Genomic DNA, 26,427 nt, shown 5'->3' with positions numbered 1-26,427 from the left:
GATTACATTAAACTATTGATTTAATGCCATGAACATTTAGCAACATAACTTTCACCATCTCGCTAAGTAATCGCATCATAAATACAGACCTCGGGTTTCCCCCGGCCTAAAAAATCAGACTAGTCAAAAAAACACCATCCTTCGGACTTGACGAATTTATTTCTTTTGCTAATATTTTAGTATATTTGTGTATGTTTTCACCGACTCCACTGAACTTACCGCCATTTAAAGCTAAAATATCCAAGAAGAACAATGCGATTTACATCTTTGATGAGCTCAGAAAAAAGGACTTGGTATTAACACCGGAGGAATGGGTTAGACAACATTGGATCAATTATTTGTCGCTCATGAAAAATTACCCCAAATCACTGATGCATATTGAAGGCGGATTGAAATTAAATAACCTTCAGAAACGAAGTGATTTATTGATTTACAACAGTAGCGGGCATAAGGTCGTGTTAGCCGAGTTTAAAGCGCCACATATAAAAATCACCCAACAGGTATTTGAGCAAATTGCAAATTATAATACGGTTCATCGTATACCATACCTATTAGTGAGCAATGGCATGAATCATTACTATTGTAAAATTGATTTTATCAACGCGTCTTACGAATTTTTGGAAGACCTCCCCAACTACAACGAAATTGACTAAGGAGCTATGCATGAAATAGATAAAGAATTAATCCGGAGATACAGTGTCCCCCAAGTCTTGAAAGGGGATCACCGAAAAAATGTAAAGTAGATGTAAAACATCTTTTCAATTTATTTGATTTTTAAAATATAGTTTTATATTAGTCCTACAGAATAGAAAAAATAAAAAGATGAATATAGATAAAAACGAATTCAGAAAATATGCAGTAAAGCATCACCGTATTGGAAGCCAACATGTTGATAGCTTCATTGCTCGTACAGAGACAAGCATTCCAACAAACCTTACACCTTACATCGTTGAAGAACGTCAATTGAACGTTGCTCAAATGGATGTGTTTTCGCGTTTGATGATGGACCGTATCATATTTTTAGGCAGCGGTATTGATGATCAGGTAGCCAACATTATTCAGGCACAGCTCTTGTTCCTACAATCTACCGATGCACAACGTGATATCCAAATCTACATCAATTCACCAGGTGGAAGCGTATACGCTGGACTAGGAATTTATGATACCATGCAATATATCACACCAGATGTAGCGACGATCTGTACAGGTATTGCTGCGTCTATGGGAGCTGTTCTTTTAGTTGCTGGTGCAAAAGGCAAACGTGCAGCCTTACGTCACTCACGCGTCATGATTCACCAACCTTCCGGTGGTGCACAAGGAGTTGCTGCCGATATGGAAATCAACTTACGTGAGATGATGAAATTGAAAGAAGAATTATACACCATTATTTCAGATCACTCTGGACAAACTTACGAATGGGTAGAAAAATCTTCAGATCGCGATTACTGGATGAGAGCCAATGAAGCCAAAGAATTCGGTATGATTGACGAGATTTTACTTCCTAAGAAGGAGATTATTAAATAACAATGGCAAAGAATAACGATAGAGACATTCACTGTTCGTTTTGTGGCATAAGCAAAAATGAAGCCCAGATGCTTATTGCAGGCAACGGAGCACACATCTGTGACAGATGTATCCAGCAGGCAGGCGAAATCTTGGCAGAAGAATTAAAACAACGAAAAAGTAAAACTTTACAGACTGCTTTAAAGTTGATCCGTCCTTTGGAGATTAAAACTCACCTGGATCAATATGTAATCGGTCAGGATGATGCGAAAAAAGTAATTTCAGTAGCAGTTTATAATCACTATAAACGTTTAAATCAGAAAGTGGATAAAGACGAGATTGAAATCGAAAAATCCAATTTGATTATCGTTGGTGAAACAGGTACAGGTAAAACCTTGCTTGCAAAAACTGTTGCCAAGATACTCAACGTCCCCTTCTGTATTGTGGATGCAACTGTATTGACAGAAGCAGGGTATGTAGGGGAAGACGTAGAAAGTATATTAACACGTTTATTGCAAGCAGCAGATTATGATGTAGCCTCTGCAGAACGCGGTATTATCTATATCGATGAGATTGATAAAATCGCACGTAAAAGCGACAATCCGTCTATTACAAGAGATGTATCGGGTGAAGGTGTGCAGCAAGCTTTATTGAAGATTTTAGAAGGTACGGTTGTAAACGTTCCACCGCAAGGCGGCCGTAAACACCCGGATCAAAAAATGATCGCAGTCAATACAAGTAATATTCTATTTATCTGTGGTGGTGCATTCGACGGTATTCAAAAGAAAATTGCAAACCGTCTGCGCACGCAAACAGTAGGTTATAAAATGAACGAAGACGAAGAGGAAATTGACTTGAACAATCTATACAAGTATATTACACCTCAAGACTTAAAGAACTTTGGTTTAATTCCAGAGTTAATTGGCCGTCTTCCTGTATTGACTTACTTAAATCCATTGGATAAGGAAACTTTACTGAGCATTTTGACTGAACCAAAAAATGCATTGGTAAAACAATATAAGAAGTTGTTTGAATACGAAAGTATCGAACTAAAATTTGATCCTGACGTATATACGTTTATTGTTGATAAAGCTGACGAATTTAAACTTGGAGCCCGTGGCCTCCGCAGCATATGCGAAGCCATTATGCTGGATGCCATGTTTGAGATTCCGTCAACAAAAGAACAAACGGGACAGAAAGCATTAGAAATTACCTTGGACTATGCGAAGAAAAAATTCGAAAAGTCCGATTTAAAAAAGCTTAAAGTCGCTTAAAAAAATCCCGTTCGCTGAACGGGATTTTTTTTTAGAAAAGAATTAAAAATCTTATATTACAATAATAACATAGCCATAACGGAATGTTGACAGGAAGATAAGAGATTCAAGAAATTAAATTTAATGACTATGACAACAAAGAGAAGTGCAAAGAATACCGTAAATAGTCCGATCACACCAGGTTTAAAAACCAAAGAAGAAATCGTGAACAACTGGCTTCCCCGTTATACGGGAAGGCCTTTGGAAGAGTTTGGGGAGTATATCCTTTTAACGAACTTTTCAAAATATATCCACCTGTTTTCTGAAATGCATGATAATGCTCCTATTTACGGGGAAGACAAACCGATGCAATCCGTCACTGCCGGAGGTATCACCATTATCAATTTCGGAATGGGAAGTCCAATGGCCGCAACCATTATGGATCTATTATCAGCAATTGCACCAAAAGCCGTTCTATTCTTGGGTAAGACCGGGGGTATCAAGAAAAAAATTCCTGTAGGTGAATTGATTCTTCCAATTGCCGCTATCCGCGGCGAGGGAACATCTAATGACTACTTTCCACCAGAAGTACCTTCATTACCTGCCTTCGCCATGCAAAAGGCCATATCCACTACAATTCGGGATCACCAACGCGATTACTGGACTGGAACGGTATACACCACCAATAGACGGGTTTGGGAACATGACAAAGCTTTCAAAAAATATTTAAAATCAATCCGTGCCATGTGCGTTGATATGGAAACCGCAACGATATTCAGCGTCGGATTTGCCAACAAGATTCCAACAGGTGCTTTACTGCTAGTTTCAGATCAACCGATGGTGCCAGAAGGAGTAAAAACTTCGGTCAGTGATGTAACCGTTACAGCAAAATATGTGGAAGAACATATCGGTATAGGTATTGATGCTTTAAAACAGCTTATCAATAACGGATTGACCGTGAAGCACCTTAAATTCTAAGGTACAATGCAAGCAACATCATATTTTCCTTTGGCGGGAAAATATGATGCACTCCTCTCTATAAAACAATAACTATCAAATACTTAAAACTATTAAACATTATTATTGATTAATAATTGAACAGTTATTAACTAAAATTTGAGATGTTAACAAATGTTAATCTTCACAATAATTAAACTATTTGGCGTTTATATTGTAATATTCATATTACCCAACACATATATCGTAAAAATTAATCAAGCATTGTGAAGAAAAAAACATTATCTATTTTTAAAGTATCCCTATTGATTTGTTCAGCCTTAGCCACACAGGTAAGTTGTTCTTCAAGTTCTTCAAAAGAAAATAAAACCAAAGAAAAAAACGTGGCCTTGCCCGTCTATACCGTCACTAAATCAGATGCTACCACCATCAAGGATTATTTGGGCACCATAGAAGGTAAAGTTAACGTTGAGGTCCGCCCACAGGTCGAAGGACTGCTTCAGGAAATTTATATCGATGAAGGTTCTTTTGTTCAAAAAGGCCAGAAACTGTTCAAAGTAGACCCCTCTACTTATCAGGAAAATCTCAATAACATGGTTGCTACAGAGCAGGTCGCCAGAGCCAAACTTAAAAATGCACAGCTCGAAGTCGACCGATTGAAGCCGCTGGTTCAAAACGACGTTATCTCCGATGTCAGGTTGGCTTCGGCCAAATCAGATTATCAGGTAGCCAAGGCGACACTGGATCAGGCCATCGCAGCCGTACGTTCCGCTCAGATCAGTAAGGATTTTACGGTTATCACCGCTCCGGTAGGCGGTTACATTGGTCGGATCCCAAAACGTATCGGGAATCTGGTCTCAAAAGGTGATAAAGAACCCCTCACCTATCTTTCAGATATCCAGGAAGTCTATGTTTATTTCTCCATGAATGAATCTGACTTTCTTTATTTTTCCAAAGCACAGGCAAAAAAAGATAGCTTGGAAGGGAAAAAATACAACCAGAATCAGAAGCTTGTATTTCCCGAAGTTACGCTCGTCCTTGCGGATGGCGAAGAATATGCAAAAAAAGGTATAGTGGATGCCGTCAATGGTCAGATCAACCGTACTACAGGTGCGATCTCCTTGCGTGCGACATTTCAAAATCACGACAATATACTTCGGTCCGGAAGTAGTGGTACACTTAAAATTGCAGAGGTTAAAAAAGACGTTCTTCAAATCCCGCAGATTGCAGTCAATGAATTGCAGGATAAAACCTTCGTGTATATACTGGACCAAAACAACAAAGCACAAAAACGAAATATCCAACTGACAGGCAAAAGTAAAAACAATTATATCGTCTACTCAGGACTACAGGAAAACGATCGCGTTATTACCAGTGGATTTGACAAATTGACCGACGGTTCACCAGTAACCCCGATTTTACAGAAATAATTATCTATCATTTTTACATGCTACAAGGTGTCAGACATACTGTACACTTCATGTAGCGTGTTTAAAATTCCATATATATGCTAAAAACATTTATAAATAGGCCTGTATTAGCCACGGTGGTTTCCATTATCCTGGTAATCTTGGGCTTAGTTGGGCTAAAACTTCTGCCTGTCTCGCGTTTTCCAGAAATTGCACCACCAAGTGTGCTTGTTTCACTAAGTTATCCGGGAGCTAATGCCGAGACTGTAGCAAAAAGCGTTTTACTACCTATCGAAGAAGCCATCAATGGTGTAGAGGATATGACCTATATCAAGTCATCTGCCTCCAATTCAGGATCGGGAAGTGTGTCGGTCTATTTTAAGACAGGTACCAATCCTGATATTGCCTCGGTCAACGTACAGACACGGATTTCCAAAGCAATCAGTTCCATTCCCGCAGAAGTAAATGAGGCCGGAATCACGGTCATGCCACGGCAAACGGGTGTCATTATGACCATCAATCTCTACTCTGATCATCAGGATAGTGCCTACGACGAAACCTTTCTCCAGGCTTATGCACAGATTAACCTGATGCGGCCTTTGCTGCGTGTTGATGGTGTAGCCCAGGTTTCCCGTTTGGGAGCAAGGGATTATGCGATGCGACTTTGGTTGAATCCCGAAAAACTAGCCCTGTATAACCTCGTCCCACAAGATGTCACCAATGCTATAAAAGATCAAAACTTTGAGATTGCCCCCGGTAAATTTGGAGAAACCTCAGATGAAGCTTTCGAAACAGTGATCCGTCATAAAGGGCGTTTCACCACTCCGGAGGAATTCCAGAGTATTGTGATCAAAACCAACACCGACGGTTCCGTGCTCTATTTAAAAGATGTGGCACGCGTCGAATTCGGTGCTACAAATCTAAGCAGCGACAATAAGGTAAATGGACATCCCGGTCTTACACTCAACTTAACACAAACCAGTGGTTCCAACGCCCATGATATTGATATTGCCGTCAGAAAGGTTCTCGAGGAACAATCCAAAACATTTCCAAAAGGCATACACTATGAGGTGACCTACTCTGTACGTGACCAGATCGATGAATCGATCAACCAGGTTGAGCACACCCTTTTTGAAGCCTTTATCCTGGTATTTATTATTGTCTTTATCTTCCTGCAAGATTTTAGATCCACCTTGATCCCTGCAATTGCAATCCCGGTTTCATTGGTGGGAACCTTCTTTTTTCTGCAGCTTTTTGGATTTTCGCTCAATGTCCTCACGATGTTTGCCCTGGTGTTAGCCATTGGAATCGTAGTGGATGACGCCATTGTCGTCGTTGAGGCCATCCACGAAAAAATGCACAGCACAGTAATGAAACCCAGAGCCGCTACATTATCGACGATGTCCGAAATTACGGGAGCTATCCTGTTCATAACCATGGTCATGGCTGCTGTATTTTTGCCTGTAGGATTTATGGAAGGGCCAGCAGGTATCTTTTATCGCCAGTTTGCTTACACCCTGGCAACAGCGATTCTGATTTCAGCACTCAATGCATTGACGTTAAGTCCAGCCCTATGTGCGCTACTCCTGAAAGCCCCGCAACAGCATACCAATCAAAAAAACGGCAAAATCAATCAATTTAAAGATCGCTTCTTTAAAGCATTCAATACCTCTTTTGATCGACTGACCGCCCGTTATGTCTCGATTGTAGAAATACTGATCAAGAATAAGAAAATAGCCTGGGCAGGCTTAATTTTAATTACAGCACTTGGCATTGTGTTTATGATTAAAACACCCAAAAGTTTTATTCCGACAGAAGATGATGGATTTATCACGTACAACATTGCCCTCCCTCCCGGCGCTTCATTGAGCCGAACAACTGAGGTTCTTCATCGTGCCGATAGTATTTTAAAGAAAAGACAGGACATCAATGGAATGACAACAGTTTCTGGTTTTAATGCCCTGGACGGAAGCTCAAGCCCGGCATTTGCCGCTGGTTATATCACCTTAAAACCACATGCCAAACGCGAGTACATCAAAAATATCAATGCGTTTATGGATACCATCAGAAATGATCTATCCCAGATTAATGAAGCAACGTTTACAGTATTCCCCCGGCCTACCGTACAGGGTTTTGGAGACTTTGCAGGAATTGAAATGGTTCTTCAGGATCGAATGGGTGGTGACATTCGGGATTTTAACACCATTGCAGATACCTTTATTAACCAACTCAATACCTTACCGGAAATACGAAGTGCTTACACAAGTTTTAAATCAAACTTCCCTCAGTATGAAGTAAATATCGATGCTGTAAAGGCAAAATCTCTAGGAGTTGAGATCAAAGATCTCATGTCCACAATCCGATCTTATTTTGCGCGTGTACAGGCGAGCGATTTTAATCGGTTTGGTCGCCAATACCGTGTTTATGTCCAATCAGATTTCGACTTCCGCAAAGATCCCGAATCCTTCAATTCAATTTTTGTGCGCAACAGTAAAGGCGAAATGGTGCCTATTAACACCATATTGACCTTAGAAAAGACTGTGGGTCCAGAAACCATCACGCGTTACAATCTATACAATGCAATTGCAGTAAATATTACACCCGCGGAAGGCTATAGTACAGATGATGCGATGCAGGCTATCCAAAAGTTGGCCGACAACAAACTTCCGGGTAATTACGGTTTTGAATGGACGGGCATGAGCTATGAAGAAAGTCAATCCGGCTCACAGACGATATTGATTTTTGCGCTTAGTATCCTATTCGTCTACTTCCTGCTTTCCGCTCAATATGAAAGCTACATTCTTCCTTGGGCAGTATTACTGTCTATACCTGTGGGACTGATCGGCGTATTTTCCGTGATCAACCTTGTGGGACTTCAAAACAACATTTATGTGCAAGTAGGACTCATCATGCTTATTGGTCTTTTGGCCAAAAATGCTATTCTGATCGTCGAATTTGCCGTGCAGGAGCGTAAAAATGGCAAAAGTATCGTCGAAGCTGCCATTAACGGCTCAAAACTTAGGTTACGGCCAATCTTGATGACCAGTTTGGCATTTGTTGCTGGCCTGGTACCCTTGATGTGGACGGTTGGTCCCTCGGCGATCGGTAACCATTCGATCAGTTTCAGCGCCGCCGGCGGCATGCTCTTTGGTGTAGCATTCGGCATCTTTATCATCCCTGTACTCTTTGTCGTATTCAAAAGCCTGGATGAAAAACTACATGATAAACTAGCTAAAGAAGAGGAAGAATAATGAAAAACATAAAAAAATACCTTTCGGGAATATCGATCATCATTGGTCTCTTAGGCCTGATGAATGCCTGTAAGATCGGCAAAGATTATGTGCAGCCCAAACTCAAACTTCCCGAAAACTTTCGTGGCGATACGCTGGATTATTTCGGAGACACCTCCAGTATGGGACTGATCCATTGGAAATCCTTCTTTCACGATCCCACATTGAAACTATTGATTGACTCTGCCTTAGCGAATAATTTTGAGATGAAGACAGCATTGCTCAATCTGCAGATTTCAACCCGAGTTTTGGCGCAGAACAAAGCCAATTATCTGCCGAGTGTAAATGCGACAATTGCCAATGGAAACCGCACCTGGCGATCGAAAGACTTTGGCAGTGGTCCCCTGACCAAATATTATGATCATAAAGGTGAAAAGGCACCGCAAAATATGTTTGTCTATCAATCTATGTTTGGTTCCGATATTAATTTTAGCTGGGAAATAGATATCTGGAAGAAAATAGGTAGCAAACAGGAGCAGCTATTAGCCGAGTATTTGGATACACAGGAGGCAAAAAATGCCATACAGACCTCTATCATAACTGCTGTCGCAAAAGGTTACTTCAATCTCTTGATGCTCGATGCCAAGATCGAGGTTGCCAAACGCAACGTTCAGTTAAACGATAGTACACTGCGTATGATCAAGCTCCAATATGAAGCGGGTGAGATCACCGCCTTGGCGATCCAACAAACACAATCACAGCGCCTATTGGCGGCATCCCTTGTTCCCGAAATCGAAAAGGAAATTGTCATCCAGGAAAATGCGCTTCAGACACTTACTGGAAAATTACCCGACAGCATCAAAAGAGGTACTTCTTACGAGCATCTCTTCGCGGAAAGCAAAGACATCTCCCTCGGTTCCCCGATCGAAATTGTGCGCAATAGACCAGATATCCGATCATCTGAATTTCAATTGATGGCAGCCAATGCGAATGCCAATATCCAACAGGCCATGCGTTATCCTTCATTGACCGTGGGCGGCGTATTAGGCGTAAATAGTATGCTCCCCAAAAATTGGTTCAATATACCAGGGGCATTGCTCGGTGGAATAACCGGGAATTTGACCACACCTATTTTCAAAAACAAAACCTTGAAAACACAGTATGAGGTCGCTAAATTGGATCGTGATAAAGCCGAAATCCAATTGCAACAAAAGGTCGTGGAAGCCGTAGCCGAAGTCTCTAATGCAGTGGTCACGGTCGACAAGCAACGGGAGCAATTGTCTTTGGCCAAAGAAAGAGTCGATAATGCACATCTTGCCGTCAAAAACGCGGGTTTACTCTTTAAAAGTGGCTACGCCACATATTTAGAGGTTATTACAGCGCAAAGCAATGCCCTAAACAGTGACCTCGATCTGGTCGAGTTAAGGCAACAGCATTTAGATGCATTTGTGGATCTGTACCGGGCACTCGGAGGAGGTTGGAGATAAGGATTTAAAACGCTATTTTTGTGGTATGACTCCAGAAGAATTACAACAATATTTTCAATCCAAAGACTTGCCTGAATCGTTAGAAATACAGCAAGATATGCAGGTCTTCGACGTACAACGTTTCTTGAGCACAAGTTTTATCCATGTTGGATTATGGAAAAAAGATCTAAGCAAATGTCCATCCTGGATTAGACTTCTTAAATTCAAGGATGCCTTAGAAAATAAAGAAGAGGCCTAACATCTGTTAGACCTCTTCTTTATTTATAGCTATATGCTAGGAGCAAGTTGTTTCATTAATAGTGGCATCTGTTCTTTCGAAAAGATCTCTTCTGCCCCAGCGTCCCGCAATTCCATCCGTTCATTTTCATCACTACTTGATGTCAGCCCAAATATTCGAATAGAGGGAAACCTCTCCCGTATGATTTTTGCCGTTTCTATCCCGTTTAATACAGGCATATGCAGATCTAATATACATATTTCAGGAAGTTCGTGCTCATTTTCATCGAGGTAGTCGATTAAATCCCTACCATTGGAAGCACAATAAACCAAATCCAATAAATGAGATTGAGCCATAGCTCGCATCAACACATGATGAATCAGCGCATCATCTGCGTAGACAACCGTACATTTATTTTTGGTATCCATTTGAAAAAGCTATCATTTTAATAATTATAAAAACAATATTATATAAATATGTAATAAAATAAAAAATACAGAAAAAAGTTAGCAATAATTATGTTATTATACAAATTTTATTTCAAAATGTTCACTATTAACAATCCAACAAGCTTTTAGTTTGATTTATACAATAAGAACATCATAGGTAGTAAATCTCTCCGTGTCAATACCGTTAGAAAAGATTAAGTAAAGAGAAATAAAGATCGGTAGCCTATACCTTAAAAATCATCTTCAATAATTTCAGCCACTCTTCCTACTTGGCCATCCGTCAACCTGACTTTAATTCCCCTCGAATGATATGAGGATGATGTCAGCAAGTCTTTCACAATGCCTTCTGTTAAATTTCCTGTACGTTGGTCCTTTTTTAAGATTATATTCACCAACATGCCTGGCTTTACATCTGCTCTATTTCTTCCATCCATGGTCAAACTTAGAAAAATTGTTTTTTAAATGCAATATAAATAAACAATTTATTGTTAGAAAAACCTTCGTCTCGTATTTTGGAACAGGTACAATGAAAGCAAATGAAACCCAATAGCGTAGATGAATGGTATAAACCGAACTGCAGGCTATTTTATTCAATACCTCCTTACCATAAAAAATGGTCGGAATTTCTTCCGACCATGATTGGCTTTAAGCCTTTTTTTATGGGATGTAGGCCATCAGCATATTGGCTGTTTGACCAATTGAATTTATTTAAATAGCTTAAAAATATCGTTTCCGAATATAAAGACCATTAAAGCCAATAAAATAAAGAAACCGACCATTTGTGCTTTCTCCAGGAATTTTTCGCTCAATGGCTTACCTTGTATCATTTCAACCAACAAGAACAATACGTGACCGCCATCCAAAGCTGGAATAGGCAATAGGTTCATAAATGCCAATGCCATAGACAACATCCCTACTAAGGACCAAAAACGGATCCAGTCCACTTCTGTGCCGAACAGGGTCGCAATTCCAATAGGACCAGATAATGCTTTATCGGCACGTACCTCCCCTTTGAAAATCTTGCCAAATCCTTTGGCGTTGTCCGTAATCACGGTAAATGCTTTTTTAGCGCCGATTGGAAATGCCTCCATCAAGCTATATTGCGTTGTAAAAGATTTGATGGAATAATCACGATTAATGCCTATTCCCAGCATGGCATCCGCAGGAACATTCCCTTGCAATGAAACTTCAGTTCCTTTGCGTAAAACTTTAATCGCTACAGCTTTATTGATATTCGCTTTTATTTGTGCTTTAAACTCGTCGAAGAAAGGAACCTGTACCTCATTCACCGCAATAATGCTGTCGCCTTTCACAAAACCCATTTTACTTGCTGCCGATCCAGGTGATACTTCAGCAACACTTGTTGTTTTAACACGTGGCTCGATGAACTTTTCCCCTTTCTTATCTGAAAGCGTGTTCAATAAATCGGCTGGAACTTTTACTTCTGTTGTTGCACCATTGCGCTCAACTGTAAGTGCCACTCCGCCCATCAATACTTTAGAACTGATCAACTCCGAGTAATTTTCGATACGGTGCCCGTCTATTGAAATCACTTTATCGCCAGCTTTCAAACCAATGGATTCACCAATGGATCCCGGAACAATACCGTTTACCAGCTGATCCATTTTGATATCTGTATTGCCCATTTTAAAAGTCAGCATCCAAAAGACAACAACGCCGACCACAATATTGACAATAATCCCCCCAAGCATAACGATTAAACGTTGCCAAGCTGGTTTTGATCTAAATTCCCAAGGTTGTGGCTCACCCTTTAATTGCTCAGTATCCATCGATTCGTCGATCATACCCGCAATCTTGACATAACCACCTAAAGGCAACCAGCCAATACCATATTCACATCCTTTATAATTGAATTTAAATAATTTCACTCCCCAGGCATCAAAGAACAGATAAAATTTTTCCACCTTGATACCAAATGCACGTGCTGCTAAGAAATGTCCTAACTCATGTAGAACAATTAAAATTGACAAGCCTAAAATCACTTGTCCGACCATAATTAAAACACCCATGTATGCTTTTTAAAATTTAATCTTTGATTATTTCCTTTGTTATTAATCTTGCGACACGATCCGTCTCCAGATAATCATCCAGCGTCGGTGTCGCAATGAATTCTACTTTACCTAATGTCTGTTCAATAATATCACTCATTTCCAAAAACCCAACTTGATCTTTCAGGAAGGCATCCACAACAACTTCATTGGCTGCATTTAATACACAGCTTCTATTTCCGCCGGCACGAAGGCTCTCATAGGCAAGTGCCAAATTCCGAAAAGTTTCCATGTCTGCTTTTTCAAAACTGAGCGTTGGATAGTCCATGAAATTAAATCGCTCAAAACTGTTTTCAAAACGTGCCGGATAGGTCAGTGCATACTGGATCGGCAATTTCATATCAGGAACCCCCATTTGGGCCTTCATGGATCCATCCTGAAACTGGACCAGCGAATGTACAATAGATTGGGGATGTACAATCACATCGACCTGATCTATTGACAGATTAAAGAGCCATTTTGCTTCAATCACTTCTAGCCCTTTATTCATCAAGGACGCCGAGTCAATTGTAATTTTAGCACCCATCGACCAATTGGGATGTTTCAAGGCTTCAGCCTTAGTCACTGCGAGAAGATCTGCTCTCTTTTTACCACGAAAGGGTCCTCCGGAAGCTGTGATATATATCTTCTCGATTGGATTATGCTCCTCTCCAGCCAAACACTGGAAAATCGCCGAATGCTCCGAATCTACAGGAAGCATGCGTACACCATATTCTTTCACTAAAGCCATAATCAGCTCACCGGCGACAACCAGCGTCTCCTTATTGGCCAGCGCAATATCTTTTTTCGATTGAATTGCTTTAACAGTGGGTTTTAATCCCGCAGATCCAACGATCGCATTCAAAACAACATCTACTTCTTCGTACTGCACCACTTCAACCAGTCCTGCTTCTCCCAAAAGAACAGCGATATCATGTCCTTTTAAAGCATCCTGCACATAACTGTACTGAAGGTAATCCGTTACAACAACCGCTTTGGGCTTAAACTCCAAGGCCTGTTTAACCAACAATGTGGCATTGCTACCACAGGTCAGAACGATTGCTTCAAATTTAGTAGGAAAGGCTCTAATCACATCCAAGGCTTGTGTACCTATACTTCCCGTTGCCCCTAAAATGGCAATTCCTTTTTTACTCAAAACCTTTGCTATTAATTAAAATATATTATTTAAAATCTTTGGATCCTCTCCCCCATGGTAATCCGCCATCATGGATCGGTAAGCGACCGAAACAACAATACTAGCCAAAGGTACCACCAAGAAAGAACTCACGAGGTTCAAAATAATAAAAATTATGTAATATTCTAAATAATTAAAATACATCTGCAATAACTGAAAAAAAGCAAATACAGCCAAAATCAATAATAGTTTGAATACATTGCCCTTTGTCAGTGCAAAACTGAAGCGTAATGACCTCAATGTGCCCGCGTGTTTATCAATAATGAAAAATGGATAAAATGCCACTCTAATAATCAAGATGAAAGTCAATATTGCCGCGACAAAAACAACAAACATCGTAAAGTTGCTCATCAACTCCATCCGATTGTCACCATTTTCAAATAGATAAAGAAATGGTAAAGAAATGGCTCCTAAAATCATCAGGAGTGCTATGGAGAGCACCATTATACTTAACATTGCGCCAAAAAAATAGGCGAGCTCCTTAGAACTAGGGATGCATTGGATCAATTTCTTATCATGATTTCCATCAATCAGACTTAAGATATACTTAAATAAAGTCATATTCAATCCGAAATACATCACCATGAAAAAAAATGCCATAAAACCACTCAATACCACATTGAAATCACTGATGGTGGTCGCGAGATAATTAGAGAGTCCGGAGGTCACGAACAGTAAAAAACAAAGCCCTGCCACTGAAAAATAATGTCTTTTCAGCAACTCCCATGACTTATTAAAAACCTCATTAACAGCAAAAGTACTTTCCTTTAGGAATTGAATCATTTTTTCTTTGAATAAACTTCTACAAAGATGCCATATTTTTTAATTTTCAACAATTTACACTCCCATAAAAATCATTTTTTTTATAATATTTAACATAAAAAAAAATCCCCTATCCGAATGGACAGGGGATTCTATAGGGTATATTGAACTATCCCTATTTAAATTCTTTGGGAAGCGGCTTCTCCAATAAGTATTGGTAGTAGAAACGCGCACGCTCATTAGAATCATATTTACTTTTCGAACGGTCAAATCCATGACGGCTTCCCGGATAGATCATCAACTCAAAAGGAACACTTCGATCTGTCAATTTATCAACAAGTTGGATTGTATTCTGTAAATGAACATTATCATCCATATCGCCATGCATAATACGCAAAACGCCTTTATAGTTATTTGCATAGGTTAACACAGAACCAGCTTTATAGCCTTCAGGATTGTCTTGAGGCGTATCCATCCATCTTTCCGTATAATGGCTATCGTACAGATCCCATGAGGTTACGGGTGCACCGGCAATACCAAAATCAAATACATCTGCGGCCTTCGTCATCGCTAAACAAGTCATATAACCTCCGTAGCTATGCCCGGTGATAAGCACTTTGTTTTTAGCTACCCAAGGTTGCGATTTTAACCATTTAACAATCGTTGAATAATCAATAATCTCCCAGTGACCAAGATTGCGGTGCATATAAGCAACACCTTGTTTACCAAAATGACCAGATGCCCGGTGATCTGCAGAGACTTGAATAATTCCTTCATTAGCCCAATATTGATTATTCGTTCCTTTCCAGGTATCTTTTACCGTTCCAGCATCAGGACCACCATAGATACTGAAAACAACAGGGTAAACTTTTGATTTATCAAAATTTGTCGGATAAGTAATTGTCAATGGAAGATCGAACAAACCATCATCTGATTTAAGATGTAGGTATTCGGTTTTACCATACGTATACGAAGCAAAATCAGCCGCTTTACTATCTGCTAACTGACGGACGACTTTACCTTGGTTATCCAACAAAGCAAACCGATCGGGTGTACTCACATTGGAGTATTTGGTAATAAAATACTTGCCATCAGGCGATACATTGACATCGTGTGAGTATTCACCGAAAGTCAGACGTTTTAAGTTTTTACCCGAATAATCCACGCGGTACAAATCAAAACGTGCCGAGTTTTCTTTACGTGCGGTAAAATAGATCACCTTATTTTTTTCATCAATCCGTTTTAATTCGGTTACCTGCCATTCGCCGGAAGTAATTGGATTGACCAATGTTCCATCCAATTTATAGAGGTAGTAATGCGCCCAGCCCGTCTTATCCGATTTTAAGATATAATATTTGTTGTCCGCAAGATAGGTGATACGCTCATCGTGATCCAAATTGATCCATGAAGCCTGACGCTCGTCGTAGATTTCTTTTTTCGAACCAGAATTCGGATCCACTTGATAAAACTTCAAATTGTTCTGATCCCTGTTCATCCACTGCACCATCACATTTTTGCTATCAAAGGCCCAATAAGGCTGCCCAAAATACTGATCATCTTTTTCGTTGAAATCAGCCCAGGTAACGTTCCCCCCATCGAGATGAACGATACCCACCTTCACTTCCGGATTTGGGTCTCCAGCTTTGGGGTATCTTGTCTCCTCCAGGTAACCATGCTGGCCTTTGGACGAATAAATCGGAAACATAGGAACCTTGGTATCATCGAAACGCATGAAGGCGATTTTACGGCTGTCTGGAGACCACCAAAAGGCTTTGTATTTTGTTGGACGCCCAAGAATTTCCTCGTAATATACCCAAGATGACCAACCATTGTAAATAACGTCGGTACCATCATTTGTATATTGCATTTCCTTTCCCGAAGTCACGTCCACGCTATATAAATTGCTTTTGCGGGTAAAGGCAACATATTTACCATCCGGCGATAAGGTCGGATTCTGTTCCGCAACATCAGGAGAGTTGGTCAGCTTCTTGGCTACACCATCTGTACTTTTCAGGAAGATATCATTGTTTTCGACATAGACAACCGTCCCTTCTTTAGGAGGAACTGTATAAATGCTTCTGTGACCTGATTTAATGTTAACCTGATATAAACGACCATCATTTACATCATTTTCCAGATAAGCTGTCCCGTCTGCCCAGCCAGGATACTGATTCGTGCGAACTGTCAACGATGGCTTTTGCCCCCAGGACTGTGCAAAATCCAATTTCTTTTGTGCAAAACCAACCTCATGCACTAAAAAAACGATAGACGCACCTAAGAGTACTCTTGAAACCGTATTCATTAATTTTTGGATATGTTTATTAATTATTTTGGCTAAGATAAAGAATTGTGACAAATAACGACGATTTTGCCTGTAACAAGCTTAATTCAGATTGCGCGGACCAAACGGCTTGCCAAAGACTTAATTAAACCGGATGATTCCTTGCTAAGGACGATGCTCGAAAAGTGTTAGCTGTATACCTTCCTTTGGAAAATCAGCTTCTTCCACAAAATTTGATATCGAAACACCCAACAACCTCACTTTGTTCACCAGCTCAACCTTGCTCAACAAACTATGGGCAGTGGCGTAAATTTTGTCTTCCGAATCAAAACTATTTTCTAAGGTTATACTCCGTGTCAACTGAACAAAATCGGCATATTTAATTTTTATGGTTAAGGTTCTTCCAGAGATTTCCTTTTTCCCGATGCGTGTCCACAACTGTTTGCAGAGCCGTTGCAAAATGGTATTTAATTCTTCAAATGCTTCTACATCCTCGCCAAACGTATCCTCAATGCCGACCGATTTACTGCTGCGATTGGGAACAACAGGACGGTCGTCGATCCCGCGTACGATACGGTAAAAAAAGTGCCCAGTCTTTCCAAACCAACGCACGAGGTCCTCTTCACGCTGTTTTTTTAAATCAAGTCCAGTAAAAAGCCCCAGTTCATGCATTTTTTTTGCAGTCACCTTACCTACGCCAAAAAACTTATCCACGGGCAATGACTCCATGAACTTGACAATTTTCGAAGGACCTATAAATGTTAAGCCGTTGGGCTTGTCCATATCCGAAGCAATCTTTGCAACAAATTTATTGACGGAAACACCAGCAGAGACGGTCAGATTCAACTCTTCTTTGATAGCCTCTTTAATGGCTTTGGCGATATCAATAGCTGAACCAATACCCTGTTTGTCTATGGTCACATCCAAAAAAGCTTCATCCAGGGAAAGTGGCTCGATTAAATCCGTATAACGGAGAAAAATCTCCCGAATTTGGTATGAAACCTGACGATAAACATCAAAGCGAGGATAGGTAAAGATAATATGGGGGCACAACTGAAGAGCCTTTCGGGAGCTCATAGCAGATTTGACGCCAAACTTTCGCGCTTCGTAACTGGCCGTTGCAACTACTCCCCTCCCATCCGGGGAACCACCTACCGCAATCGCTTTTCCCCGATATTCGGGAAAATCACGCTGATCTACAGAGGCATAAAATGCATCCATATCCAAATGAATAATCTTACGATGTACCTGTTCGGGATCCATGATCCAAATTTACAAAAATTAGCATTATAGACTAAGAAAACCGAAAAATAACTAATAGAATTAGCAATACAGCACAAAACGACAATCACTAGGCTCGCCAACCGTTAATCTAGGTGTAATGCATTCGTCATTATGCTGTTAATTATTTATCTTTAGGTGAAACTATCCGTTGGACAGAAAAATCATCATTTCGGCGCATAGTCCTAGTCACTGCATTAAATGGTTTTAATTAGCACACATGATGGAAAATTTACCTGAACAAAAACCGAAAAAATCCGGATTTAAGAAGTTCTTACTCCTGCTGATCCTTTTCCTCCTTGTGGGGGCTGGTTCCTATGTTTACTGGAAGTATTACTATGTATTCGGTGAAGGTGTAAAATCCGGTTATCTTAATTATGCTGTAAAAAAGGGCAATATTTTCAAGACCTACGAAGGCAAGCTCATCCAGGAGGGATTTGGAAGTATCAAAACGGGTGGTATCGCCAGCAATCAATTTGAATTTTCTATTGAAGATGATTCAATATTCCGTCAGTTGGAGCTAAATAGTGGAAAATACTTCGATCTGCGCTACAAAGAATATCACGGTGTGCTTCCCTGGCGAGGAAACACGGTTTATATCGTTGACAAAATTGTCAATATGAAATAGCGAACTCCGCTAGGTTTACCAGCGGAGTTATCGAAGTTCCGTTTAAATAAGTTAAACTACATCAGTACACTATTGTAGGGGTGTCCTTCCATGAGCTGCTTATTGTCCGCCGCATTTGCGTTTCCGATAGAAGATTTTTCGAAAAGGCCTATTTATGCAGAAAGCACATCCCGGACGATCAATTTTTCGTTAAAATAACGTTTTAAAATGCTTCCGTCGCCGTGTAGTGTCCAAACTTCTTTGGGATTTACCATTTTAATGTACTGAAGAATGTCATTCCAGTCCACATGATCAGAAATATACAGCTCGATATCATTCTGTGCCTGTAAACGTTTCCAGCCTGAGGCAAATGCGCGTAATACTTTGGTCGCCCTAAAATAACTATTGAAGGTCATCGGCGGTACCAAGTACACTTTGTTCTGTTCGCCCTGTTTCATTTCTTTTCTGTTGTAGGGCTCATAGTCTAACTTCTTCAGCCCGTGTTGATCATAAAGGCGATGGTAGGGCAATATTCCACTATGCACAAGCACTTTTCGATCCGGGCAGTACCTGTTGATCAAATCAGTAATTCGCTGCGCCTTGCCCAACACATAAGTACCTAATAAGATATTACTGGCATGCCCATCAAGTTTTTTTATCTCCTCCGCCGGATCGGGATGGATAATCTCGGGATTTGCAAAGGTACTTTCCGTAATGAGGACATCGGCCTGATGCACTTCGATCGGTTCACAGGTATCATCAGTTTGTAATTTATAATCGCCGGTGTACAAGTAACGTACCCCCCGATATTCCATTAGAATCTGTGCTGAACCCAGTATATGACCTGCTGGTAAAAATGTGATTTCGACCGCACCTATTTTAAAGGGACTATTAAACAATTTGACCTGATAAGAATCTTTGCGATTTTGTTTATACCGATAAGTCATAAACAGTGAGGTCGCCTGTGTGGCATACACATAGTCGTGTCCTGAACTGGCATGATCGCCATGGGCATGAGAAACGACATTGTGCATAACGGGATTGCTGGCATCAATAAAAAAATCACCATAACGGCAGTAATAGCCTTCTGGCTTTCTGACTAAGAAGTCAGCCAATAGTGTAGACATCATATTATTTTAGAAACTTTTGATGCAAAGTCCATACCTGCGGTAGTAGCGGAGTGGTTCCATCATTAATGATGACGAAGTCTGCCAATTTTAATTTTTCTTCGTCAGATAGTTGCTTATTAATTCGCTCCATGACCTGTTCTTCAGTAACAGCATCACGTTCCATGACACGTTTAACGCGTATGGGTAAAGGCGCAGTAACCAGTATGGTATAATCAAGATCCTTGTAGGACCCACTTTCAAAAAGCAAAGCAGCCTCTTTGAGTGAATAACGTGACTTTTGCTGTTCCGCCCAGTCCTTTGCCGCCTGAATAACGATGGGGTGTACAATGCTGTTCACAAGTTCGAGCTTCGCCTTGTCGGAGAATATCTGTTCAGCCAAAAAAGCCCGATCCAGCTTTCCACCCTTATAGGTCTCTTCGCCGAACTCCGCAATCAAGCGTGCTTTGATCCGCAAATCGGTATTCATAAGCTTCTTGGCTTCCTCATCAGCATTATAAACAGGTACAGCCATGGCTTTAAAAAGCTGACAGATAAATGTCTTACCTGATCCAATTCCGCCTGTTATTCCAATCTTCATGAAAATATTTTTATTTACGTACAAAAAAGTCCACGTTTTGAGGGACAATACTGATTACCTTACAATAGTCAGGTACTTTGGTCAGCAAAATAGGCAGATATTGCACCTCATTCTTCTCCCAGTCTGCCAGGTCTACCACAGCCTCAAAATCACGCGATGTATAGTTATTATAATCTTTGACGGACATCAAAACGGTGACGACAACTTTGCTCGGACTAAGCCTGACCGAACTATAACGTTGGCCATTCTCTACTTTTACGGGCAACTCGATTATTTTCTCGGTCAATTCACCTACAGGCATAAGCACCTCGACCGAAGTCGGATAAACATTGATATTCGCTTTTTGGTTACGTGCCAGGTTGGCCACGGTCCGAACGTCGGTTTCGACTTCCTTTCCACGAACGGTATCCGTTTCCCAATACTCAATCGCCGAAACATCCTCGTAAGGTCCAGTTATTGTCACATAAGCTGGTGTAACTTTGGTATCAGCGATAAAACCGTAGCCGCGTTTAAATCCGATATTTGCAAGGGGTTTTACAGGCACCTTACGCTGGGTCTGTTTGGAAAAATCAAAAAACAAGGTATCTGGGCTAACTGACACCACGCGTTGTTCATGTGGAAACTGTCGGTTGATAAAGCCCAATTGGTTGGAAAAAACAATCCAGTCTTTGGTTTTTAAAGAGCTTAGGTCCACCTGAACCTTTGGAGTTTCCAAAGCAGCTTTGGAAAACAGGAATTGCCATCCTGTCATCTCCAGCTTCACCTTTACCGTATCGGATTGCTGGGGGTGGAATGCGCGTTTCTCGGGAAGATTGACATATTCAATCGCCGCCTTGACGGAAACAGTATATTGATTGGAGATCGAAAACAATAACCAAGCTAACAACGAAATTCCAACACAACGCACGAAGACATTAATCTTACGTCGTTGGGTCTTATTTATTCGAACTGCATTCGCCATGATACAAACTTAATCAATTTGCGTAAAAATCTGTGTTCTTATCTGCATTTCATCTTAAAGACAGCAATATTTCCATTGCATTTTTCTCTTTTGTGGCAAGAGTTCTGAAAATTTCTGATGCCTGCTGCACATCATCAAAACTGGCTGTCTCCGCAATTTGACTAAACAATTCCGACAAGGATGTCCACAATAATGCAATCTGCACAAACTCATGATGAACCGCAGCGATCTGCTCTATTCCGAGCAGATCATAACTTTCCTTAATAAAGTCACGATATAGATTTCGAAACATAGCGCCCCCAGTACCTGCCTTTTCCATCAAATTTGCAGCCATTTTAAACTCACTTTCAATCGCACGACTCGTCTTGTACCATTTGGTCAATTCCTCAGCAGTTTTCAAAATTCCTTTATATGAGATGTTGCTGATGGGCGGTGCAAGATATTCCTTTGCATTATTGACCATTGCAGCAATCAGCACCTCTTTCAGGTCCAAATCCCCGCCACTACCTGCTATCGTGTAATACAGATTTTTAGACGCCATAGGCCCCTTCTCTGTCCTGGCTAGCGCCAAACTCGCTAGAGATGTACGTACGCTTCCACCCTGCTGCCTCGTATCCACTAAATAGGCATTATCATGGTCATAACCATAAATAGCTACATAATGACCCGCAAAATGAAAGGGTTTTGTAAAATATTCCAGGTGATAGGCATCGAGTTTTAAGCCTACCGGTTGCCCCCCATCCAAGAGCTGTCGTACAGCCTGCCAAGCTTTTACTTTTGAAGAAGTTTCATGAACGCTGAGGTTTAGACCGAGATTTTTGCAGATATGCTTTGTCAGGAGATCAGGTTTTATTCTTCCGCCTAAAAATGGAAAATCCATGGTTTTCATTTTCCAATAAATAAAACTGAGCCCTTCCCCCAGTCCAAAAAGCATCGGCTCGGAAAGTTCAATGCCTATATGGGCAAGTAATGTACCTGTTGCCGTTGTTTCACAATGCTGCCCATCAAATGGTCTAAGATTTTTCATATCGTTTTTTTTTTCATAAAGTTACTCCCTCAATCGACAGCCCGATGTCAGCAGTGTATTAAACACTAAAAACAAATGAAAAACAGTTGAGAATAACATCGCAAAAACGATTGTTTTTGACAACTATTACGTTTTAGGTTTACAGGGGTTTTACAGGGGTATTACAGGGGGTTAACAGGGGTATAACAGGGGTCAATCCCCTACTAACCCTGTGTTAATCCCCTGTAAAAATAGTGTTACCACTAAAGTAATTAAGAAAATAGTAGTAAATTGATAATAAGATCAATACAAGAATTATAAACTAAAAGAGGAATAGCTATGGCAATTTTACAAAACGGTCCAAATGGACCTATTATTGGTAAATTTGGATCGGTGAGTGCCTACATGTTGAAGGATCAAAATGTGGTGCGCGGCCCAAAAAGAAAACGCAGCTCCCCACCAAGTGCAGCGGAGCTCTTAAACAGAAAAAAACAGCAAGTAGCCGGTAAGTTTGCCGGCCATAATAAGCGGCTTCTCGAATTTGGTTACCAGTTTTTAGCGGAAAAAGGAAGTCGCGTAGGTGCATTCCAATTGGCACAACGACATATTTTTAAGGAGGCCATCGAAATAGACGCTGATAATAACCCTTTTGTTAATCCAGAACGACTGCTTCTATTTTCTGGTTCGCTAACCCCATTATCCAACTGCCAAGTCAGTATCAACAATGATGTAATCGACCTGAACTGGGAAGCAGATGATCAATATAGTGATAGCGTATATAAAATCAACCTGGTATTATTGGACCCGTTTAATGAATCCCATTTAAGAACTTCTATCGCAAGCGTAAGTGAAGGTTCTTGTTCAGTCCAATTTGACCGGTTAAAGCGAAAAACCACTGATTTCCATGTGTATGTCGGAATATGGGATACCTTAGATGGCGGTTTTTCGAATTCCATTTATTGTGGAGTAATCTAGAGCATTGTTATGCTAGCAATTTATATGAACGCTCCGCCTGGGCTTTCTATTAACAGCATAAAAAAGCCAGTTTTCTACGAAAACTGGCTTTCATTTCTTTTAGGAAAAAGCTTAAGAAGCGCTCTTCTCCGTGTTGTTAACAGCTTTAGAAGCATCTAAAGCAATTGCTGATTTATCAAAACGGATTTTTACACCCGAACCTACGTCTACTAAGAAAGTCGTGTCTGATACTTCTACAATACGGCCATGAATACCAGCTGTCGTAACAACTTTAGAGTTCACACCAAGTTCTTCAATATATTTTTTGTGATCTTTTTGCTTCTTCATTTGCGGTCTGATCATGAAGAAATAAAATACCACGATAATCAAAACCATTGGTAAAAAACTCATCAAATTGCCTCCCGCTGCTTGTAATAATACTGTGTTCATCTTCTATTATATCGTTTAATAATGTGTTATTTTGCTAATACTTCGCCTTTGAGCTGAACCGTTGTTAAGCCATTGGAAGCATTCGATTGAATCGTAATGATCTTCTGCTGTTTACCAACTTGTCCTTCACTATTGAAAGTTACATGGATCTCAGATTTTCCACCTGGCAAAATAGGACTTTTCGAAAACTCAGGCTGTGTACAACCACATGAAGCAGTCACTTTCGAGATAATAACAGGTGCATCACCCGAATTTTTCAACACAAAGGTATGTTTTACCTGTGCGCCTTCCTTTACCTGACCGAAATCAAATGCAGACTCTTCAAATTCTACTTTTCCCAATTGTGCTGCTGCCTTAGAAAGGCTATCTGCAGCTGCTGTTTCAGTCGCTGTCTTGGTCCCTTCTTCCTTTCCCTTTTGTGCATTTCCGCAAGAAAATAAAAGTACTGTCGACAACGCTAAAACTGAATATTTGCCAAAGTTTTTCATTCGTATAAATTATTTATGCGCGTTTGGTTTTAATCTTTTAACCCCCGACCTGCCTTCTGGATTCGTCCCTTTTGATTCAGATCGTTCAATATTTTATCTAAGATACCATTAATAAATGTATTACTTTTCAATGTACTGAATACCTTAGAAATTTCAATATACTCATTTATTGTTACTTTCACAGGAATTGATGGAAAATTAACCAACTCACATATTGCCATACGCATCAATAATGTATCCATTAAAGCAATACGATCTGATTCCCAATTCTTGGTTTTCTCCGAGATAAGCTTTTGATACTCATTTGTATTGCGGATTGTTTTACCCAACAATGCAATAATATAGTCGCTATCATCATTCCAGTTTTGCGTAATTTCTGCAAGTTTATTTTTACGTGGATCTTCAGAACTAAAATTCTTAAAAGTCTTCGCGATCAAAGCTTGCAATACTTCTTTATCTACCGGCCAGTTGATGAATTTTTCTTCAAAAACCTGCTCAATAACCGGCGATTTTAAGATGATCTTTTTAAAGATATGCTTGATGATATCCTTTTCCGTACCGATCGAGCGATCTTCTTGTTGCAAGTACTCCAAATAAGCTTCAGAATCCTTTAACTGCAAAAATACAGTACGCACGATCTCCGGATCAAAGCTCCAGGAAATCTTATATTTTTTGACACCTTCTCCATATTGTGGATTTTGTCTCAATGACTCAATAAAAGTGTTTGTACTTAACTTGGTCGTTAAAGACAAGTCTTTTTCAGTTGGTAAAAACTTATTAGCCCTACCCTCTGCATCTATTAAGACATAATCAGATACCTCATCTAAAAGATTCAGTGTCCACATATACATCTCATAAACTTCATCCACATTTTTTAATAGTGCTTTCTCAAATGTTTTGATGTCTTTATCTTCTGAAAGACTGTACGCATAAAGCGTTTGCACTACTTTTACCCTCAGGTGTCTCCTGTTTAACATAGTAATTTAAAGAACGATTTTTTTATAAAATAATAAATAAGAACGATTTTGGGATGAAGACTATCTCTTGATTTTTTTAATATCCTGGATACGCTTCTCCGCGATGCGATTAGCCGCTTCAAAAGTAGAAATATTCTCTTCTTTTGATTTTTTCAATACGTCTCTAGTCGCATTATAAATATTTTTGATCACAAATTCAGTGTGATCTACGCCATAATTTTGAATTTCCGAATAACAGCCAATTAATGCACCGGCGTTGATCAAATAGTCAGGGGCGTATAATATACCTCTTTCATGAAGGATAGAACTTGTAACATGTTCGTCTTTCAATTGATTATTCGCCGAACCGGCAATAATTTTACATTGCATTTTCTGCGCGGATTCTGGATTTACCGTACCACCTAATGCACAGGGAGAATATACGTCAAATTCGTGATCAAATACTTCACCGTAAGGTATTGGCTCAGCTTTGTACTTGGCCGCTACTTTCAACATTTTTTCTTCCGTAATATCGCTGACATATACACGCGCATTCTCTTCACGTAACATTGCAATTAAACGCTCACCAACTCCACCGACGCCATGCACAATAACTTTTTTACCAGCAACATTTTCCGATCCGTACAATTCCTTTAAACAGGCTTTTATACCAAAATAAACACCCTGAGCTGCAAAGATCGAAGGATCACCGACACCACTGCCATGAATTGCTTTTGGTAAACCAGCAACATGGTCAGTTTCGGTATAAATATGTTCTAAATCGCGTTGTGTGGTACCTACATCCAAAGAAGCAATGAAATTTCCATTCAATCCTTCAATAAACTGGCCCAAACGGCGCAATAAAACCTCAGATTTGTCCAAACGGCTATTCCCAATAATAACAGCACTACCACCGCCTAAATTCAATCCAGTGATGGCTGATTTATACGTAATGGCCTTGGATAAACGTAAAGCATCCTCAATAGCTTCTTCTGTACTTTCGTAAGGTAACATACGAACCCCTCCTATCGCTGGCCCTAAGGTTGTATCATGGATCGCAACGATAGCTTTCAAGCCCACCAATTCATCATTACAGAAAAATAAGTTTTGATGGCCAGACTGGCTCATCAATTCAAAAATAGAATTTTGAGATGTTGACATAAAATGTACTACTCTAATTTGTTTTAATTTTTTAAGGTACTTGATGCAAAAGTAGGAAAATTATT

General features: G+C 40.1%; 25 protein-coding genes. 10 read left to right on the top strand and 15 right to left on the bottom strand.

The genetic code is table 11. From position 1 onward, the window contains the following. Window positions 1–191: 191 nt before the first annotated feature. The 8 genes from AACH28_RS25180 (at window position 192) to AACH28_RS25145 (ending at window position 10,077) form a co-directional block, all read left to right on the top strand. Window positions 192–653 carry a type I restriction enzyme HsdR N-terminal domain-containing protein gene (locus AACH28_RS25180; RefSeq protein WP_075993269.1) on the top strand — a complete coding sequence of 154 codons (462 nt, stop codon included), beginning with the start codon at window positions 192–194 and terminating at the stop codon, window positions 651–653. A 169-nt stretch (window positions 654–822) separates the two neighbouring features. After that, window positions 823–1,524, top strand: a complete 702-nt coding sequence (gene clpP, locus AACH28_RS25175; protein ID WP_046674530.1) for an ATP-dependent Clp endopeptidase proteolytic subunit ClpP — start codon at window positions 823–825, stop codon at window positions 1,522–1,524. Window positions 1,525–1,526: 2 nt separating this feature from the next. Further along, window positions 1,527–2,777 carry an ATP-dependent Clp protease ATP-binding subunit ClpX gene (gene clpX, locus AACH28_RS25170; protein ID WP_286736140.1) on the top strand — a complete coding sequence of 417 codons (1,251 nt, stop codon included), beginning with the start codon at window positions 1,527–1,529 and terminating at the stop codon, window positions 2,775–2,777. Window positions 2,778–2,900: 123 nt separating this feature from the next. Next, entirely contained in the window at window positions 2,901–3,734 is an 834-nt protein-coding gene (locus AACH28_RS25165) for an AMP nucleosidase (RefSeq protein WP_198385934.1), read from the top strand. Between the two features lie 245 nt (window positions 3,735–3,979). Further along, window positions 3,980–5,143, top strand: a complete 1,164-nt coding sequence (locus AACH28_RS25160) for an efflux RND transporter periplasmic adaptor subunit (protein WP_232475553.1) — start codon at window positions 3,980–3,982, stop codon at window positions 5,141–5,143. A gap of 77 nt (window positions 5,144–5,220) precedes the next feature. Beyond that, the gene (locus AACH28_RS25155) at window positions 5,221–8,373 is read left to right on the top strand and encodes an efflux RND transporter permease subunit (RefSeq protein ID WP_341831851.1); all 3,153 of its coding nucleotides are present in this window, start codon (window positions 5,221–5,223) and stop codon (window positions 8,371–8,373) included. Further along, the gene (locus tag AACH28_RS25150) at window positions 8,373–9,839 is read left to right on the top strand and encodes an efflux transporter outer membrane subunit (protein WP_341831850.1); all 1,467 of its coding nucleotides are present in this window, start codon (window positions 8,373–8,375) and stop codon (window positions 9,837–9,839) included. The genes AACH28_RS25155 and AACH28_RS25150 overlap by 1 nt, the downstream gene beginning before the upstream one ends. Window positions 9,840–9,864: 25 nt before the next feature. After that, a complete protein-coding gene (locus AACH28_RS25145; RefSeq protein ID WP_120332699.1) occupies window positions 9,865–10,077 on the top strand; it encodes a DUF6965 family protein in 213 nt (70 codons plus the stop codon). A gap of 29 nt (window positions 10,078–10,106) precedes the next feature. Here the strand turns inward: AACH28_RS25145 and AACH28_RS25140 are convergent, their stop codons facing one another. From AACH28_RS25140 to dinB, 7 genes are all read right to left on the bottom strand, one after another. Continuing rightward, a complete protein-coding gene (locus AACH28_RS25140; protein ID WP_088162127.1) occupies window positions 10,107–10,484 on the bottom strand; it encodes a response regulator in 378 nt (125 codons plus the stop codon). Window positions 10,485–10,735: 251 nt separating this feature from the next. Then, window positions 10,736–10,939 carry a YwbE family protein gene (locus tag AACH28_RS25135; RefSeq protein ID WP_046674525.1) on the bottom strand — a complete coding sequence of 68 codons (204 nt, stop codon included), beginning with the start codon at window positions 10,937–10,939 and terminating at the stop codon, window positions 10,736–10,738. A 270-nt stretch (window positions 10,940–11,209) separates the two neighbouring features. Continuing rightward, a complete protein-coding gene (gene rseP / locus AACH28_RS25130; RefSeq protein WP_088162129.1) occupies window positions 11,210–12,535 on the bottom strand; it encodes an RIP metalloprotease RseP in 1,326 nt (441 codons plus the stop codon). Between the two features lie 16 nt (window positions 12,536–12,551). Further along, window positions 12,552–13,709: a 1-deoxy-D-xylulose-5-phosphate reductoisomerase gene (locus AACH28_RS25125; RefSeq protein WP_153846360.1), complete on the bottom strand. Its 1,158-nt coding sequence runs from the start codon at window positions 13,707–13,709 to the stop codon at window positions 12,552–12,554. A 15-nt stretch (window positions 13,710–13,724) separates the two neighbouring features. Further along, window positions 13,725–14,531, bottom strand: a complete 807-nt coding sequence (locus AACH28_RS25120; protein WP_145327046.1) for a beta-carotene 15,15'-monooxygenase — start codon at window positions 14,529–14,531, stop codon at window positions 13,725–13,727. 154 nt (window positions 14,532–14,685) lie between these two features. Next, complete coding sequence (locus AACH28_RS25115; RefSeq protein WP_333625461.1) at window positions 14,686–16,812, bottom strand: DPP IV N-terminal domain-containing protein; 2,127 nt, start codon at window positions 16,810–16,812, stop codon at window positions 14,686–14,688. A gap of 144 nt (window positions 16,813–16,956) precedes the next feature. After that, the gene (gene dinB, locus AACH28_RS25110; RefSeq protein WP_145327044.1) at window positions 16,957–18,054 is read right to left on the bottom strand and encodes a DNA polymerase IV; all 1,098 of its coding nucleotides are present in this window, start codon (window positions 18,052–18,054) and stop codon (window positions 16,957–16,959) included. 238 nt (window positions 18,055–18,292) lie between these two features. Between dinB and AACH28_RS25105 the strand changes: the two genes are divergently transcribed. After that, on the top strand, window positions 18,293–18,700 hold the full coding sequence (locus tag AACH28_RS25105; RefSeq protein WP_075993279.1) for a hypothetical protein: 408 nt from the start codon (window positions 18,293–18,295) through the stop codon (window positions 18,698–18,700). 152 nt (window positions 18,701–18,852) lie between these two features. Here the strand turns inward: AACH28_RS25105 and AACH28_RS25100 are convergent, their stop codons facing one another. From AACH28_RS25100 to AACH28_RS25085, 4 genes are read right to left on the bottom strand one after another with little or no spacing between them, the layout of a single operon-like run. Then, window positions 18,853–19,809, bottom strand: coding sequence for an exonuclease (locus tag AACH28_RS25100; RefSeq protein WP_341831849.1), 957 nt, complete (start codon window positions 19,807–19,809; stop codon window positions 18,853–18,855). A gap of 1 nt (window position 19,810) precedes the next feature. Next, complete coding sequence (coaE, locus tag AACH28_RS25095) at window positions 19,811–20,386, bottom strand: dephospho-CoA kinase (RefSeq protein ID WP_172840709.1); 576 nt, start codon at window positions 20,384–20,386, stop codon at window positions 19,811–19,813. Between the two features lie 10 nt (window positions 20,387–20,396). Continuing rightward, complete coding sequence (locus AACH28_RS25090) at window positions 20,397–21,347, bottom strand: hypothetical protein (RefSeq protein ID WP_075993280.1); 951 nt, start codon at window positions 21,345–21,347, stop codon at window positions 20,397–20,399. 49 nt (window positions 21,348–21,396) lie between these two features. After that, window positions 21,397–22,374 (bottom strand): BtrH N-terminal domain-containing protein, encoded by a 978-nt coding sequence (locus tag AACH28_RS25085; RefSeq protein WP_341831848.1) that lies wholly within the window; start codon window positions 22,372–22,374, stop codon window positions 21,397–21,399. A 318-nt stretch (window positions 22,375–22,692) separates the two neighbouring features. Between AACH28_RS25085 and AACH28_RS25080 the strand changes: the two genes are divergently transcribed. Next, complete coding sequence (locus tag AACH28_RS25080; RefSeq protein WP_341831847.1) at window positions 22,693–23,328, top strand: hypothetical protein; 636 nt, start codon at window positions 22,693–22,695, stop codon at window positions 23,326–23,328. Between the two features lie 111 nt (window positions 23,329–23,439). Here AACH28_RS25080 and yajC read toward each other — a convergent pair whose 3' ends face one another. Genes yajC through AACH28_RS25060 form a run of 4 tightly spaced genes read right to left on the bottom strand, consistent with a single transcriptional unit; the run spans window position 23,440 to window position 26,362 of the window. After that, window positions 23,440–23,757 (bottom strand): preprotein translocase subunit YajC, encoded by a 318-nt coding sequence (gene yajC, locus AACH28_RS25075; protein ID WP_293954907.1) that lies wholly within the window; start codon window positions 23,755–23,757, stop codon window positions 23,440–23,442. 26 nt (window positions 23,758–23,783) lie between these two features. Beyond that, the gene (locus tag AACH28_RS25070) at window positions 23,784–24,245 is read right to left on the bottom strand and encodes a DUF1573 domain-containing protein (protein ID WP_336835965.1); all 462 of its coding nucleotides are present in this window, start codon (window positions 24,243–24,245) and stop codon (window positions 23,784–23,786) included. Window positions 24,246–24,274: 29 nt separating this feature from the next. Then, the gene (gene nusB / locus AACH28_RS25065; RefSeq protein ID WP_341831846.1) at window positions 24,275–25,222 is read right to left on the bottom strand and encodes a transcription antitermination factor NusB; all 948 of its coding nucleotides are present in this window, start codon (window positions 25,220–25,222) and stop codon (window positions 24,275–24,277) included. A gap of 60 nt (window positions 25,223–25,282) precedes the next feature. Further along, the gene (locus AACH28_RS25060) at window positions 25,283–26,362 is read right to left on the bottom strand and encodes a Glu/Leu/Phe/Val dehydrogenase (RefSeq protein ID WP_294182569.1); all 1,080 of its coding nucleotides are present in this window, start codon (window positions 26,360–26,362) and stop codon (window positions 25,283–25,285) included. Window positions 26,363–26,427 lie beyond the last annotated feature (65 nt).

Source organism: Sphingobacterium thalpophilum (genome assembly GCF_038396785.1).
GTDB lineage: Bacteria > Bacteroidota > Bacteroidia > Sphingobacteriales > Sphingobacteriaceae > Sphingobacterium > Sphingobacterium thalpophilum_A.
Note: the sequence above shows the minus strand (reverse complement) of the source record. Positions and strands in the feature narration are given on the sequence as shown.

Bases quoted from the DNA above. Each gene is read 5' to 3' on its own strand.
- AACH28_RS25100 (WP_341831849.1), bottom strand. From the start codon at position 19,809: ATGATGTCTACACTATTGGCTGACTTCTTAGTCAGAAAGCCAGAAGGC.
- AACH28_RS25085 (WP_341831848.1), bottom strand. From the start codon at position 22,374: ATGAAAAATCTTAGACCATTTGATGGGCAGCATTGTGAAACAACGGCA.
- AACH28_RS25105 (WP_075993279.1), top strand. From the start codon at position 18,293: ATGATGGAAAATTTACCTGAACAAAAACCGAAAAAATCCGGATTTAAG.
- AACH28_RS25120 (WP_145327046.1), bottom strand. From the start codon at position 14,531: ATGATTCAATTCCTAAAGGAAAGTACTTTTGCTGTTAATGAGGTTTTT.
- AACH28_RS25155 (WP_341831851.1), top strand. From the start codon at position 5,221: ATGCTAAAAACATTTATAAATAGGCCTGTATTAGCCACGGTGGTTTCC.
- clpX (WP_286736140.1), top strand. From the start codon at position 1,527: ATGGCAAAGAATAACGATAGAGACATTCACTGTTCGTTTTGTGGCATA.
- AACH28_RS25080 (WP_341831847.1), top strand. From the start codon at position 22,693: ATGGCAATTTTACAAAACGGTCCAAATGGACCTATTATTGGTAAATTT.
- coaE (WP_172840709.1), bottom strand. From the start codon at position 20,386: ATGAAGATTGGAATAACAGGCGGAATTGGATCAGGTAAGACATTTATC.
- AACH28_RS25060 (WP_294182569.1), bottom strand. From the start codon at position 26,362: ATGTCAACATCTCAAAATTCTATTTTTGAATTGATGAGCCAGTCTGGC.
- AACH28_RS25115 (WP_333625461.1), bottom strand. From the start codon at position 16,812: ATGAATACGGTTTCAAGAGTACTCTTAGGTGCGTCTATCGTTTTTTTA.
- AACH28_RS25140 (WP_088162127.1), bottom strand. From the start codon at position 10,484: ATGGATACCAAAAATAAATGTACGGTTGTCTACGCAGATGATGCGCTG.
- clpP (WP_046674530.1), top strand. From the start codon at position 823: ATGAATATAGATAAAAACGAATTCAGAAAATATGCAGTAAAGCATCAC.
- AACH28_RS25180 (WP_075993269.1), top strand. From the start codon at position 192: ATGTTTTCACCGACTCCACTGAACTTACCGCCATTTAAAGCTAAAATA.
- AACH28_RS25165 (WP_198385934.1), top strand. From the start codon at position 2,901: ATGACTATGACAACAAAGAGAAGTGCAAAGAATACCGTAAATAGTCCG.
- AACH28_RS25150 (WP_341831850.1), top strand. From the start codon at position 8,373: ATGAAAAACATAAAAAAATACCTTTCGGGAATATCGATCATCATTGGT.
- dinB (WP_145327044.1), bottom strand. From the start codon at position 18,054: ATGGATCCCGAACAGGTACATCGTAAGATTATTCATTTGGATATGGAT.
- yajC (WP_293954907.1), bottom strand. From the start codon at position 23,757: ATGAACACAGTATTATTACAAGCAGCGGGAGGCAATTTGATGAGTTTT.
- AACH28_RS25135 (WP_046674525.1), bottom strand. From the start codon at position 10,939: ATGGATGGAAGAAATAGAGCAGATGTAAAGCCAGGCATGTTGGTGAAT.
- AACH28_RS25145 (WP_120332699.1), top strand. From the start codon at position 9,865: ATGACTCCAGAAGAATTACAACAATATTTTCAATCCAAAGACTTGCCT.
- AACH28_RS25070 (WP_336835965.1), bottom strand. From the start codon at position 24,245: ATGAAAAACTTTGGCAAATATTCAGTTTTAGCGTTGTCGACAGTACTT.
- nusB (WP_341831846.1), bottom strand. From the start codon at position 25,222: ATGTTAAACAGGAGACACCTGAGGGTAAAAGTAGTGCAAACGCTTTAT.
- rseP (WP_088162129.1), bottom strand. From the start codon at position 12,535: ATGGGTGTTTTAATTATGGTCGGACAAGTGATTTTAGGCTTGTCAATT.
- AACH28_RS25090 (WP_075993280.1), bottom strand. From the start codon at position 21,347: ATGGCGAATGCAGTTCGAATAAATAAGACCCAACGACGTAAGATTAAT.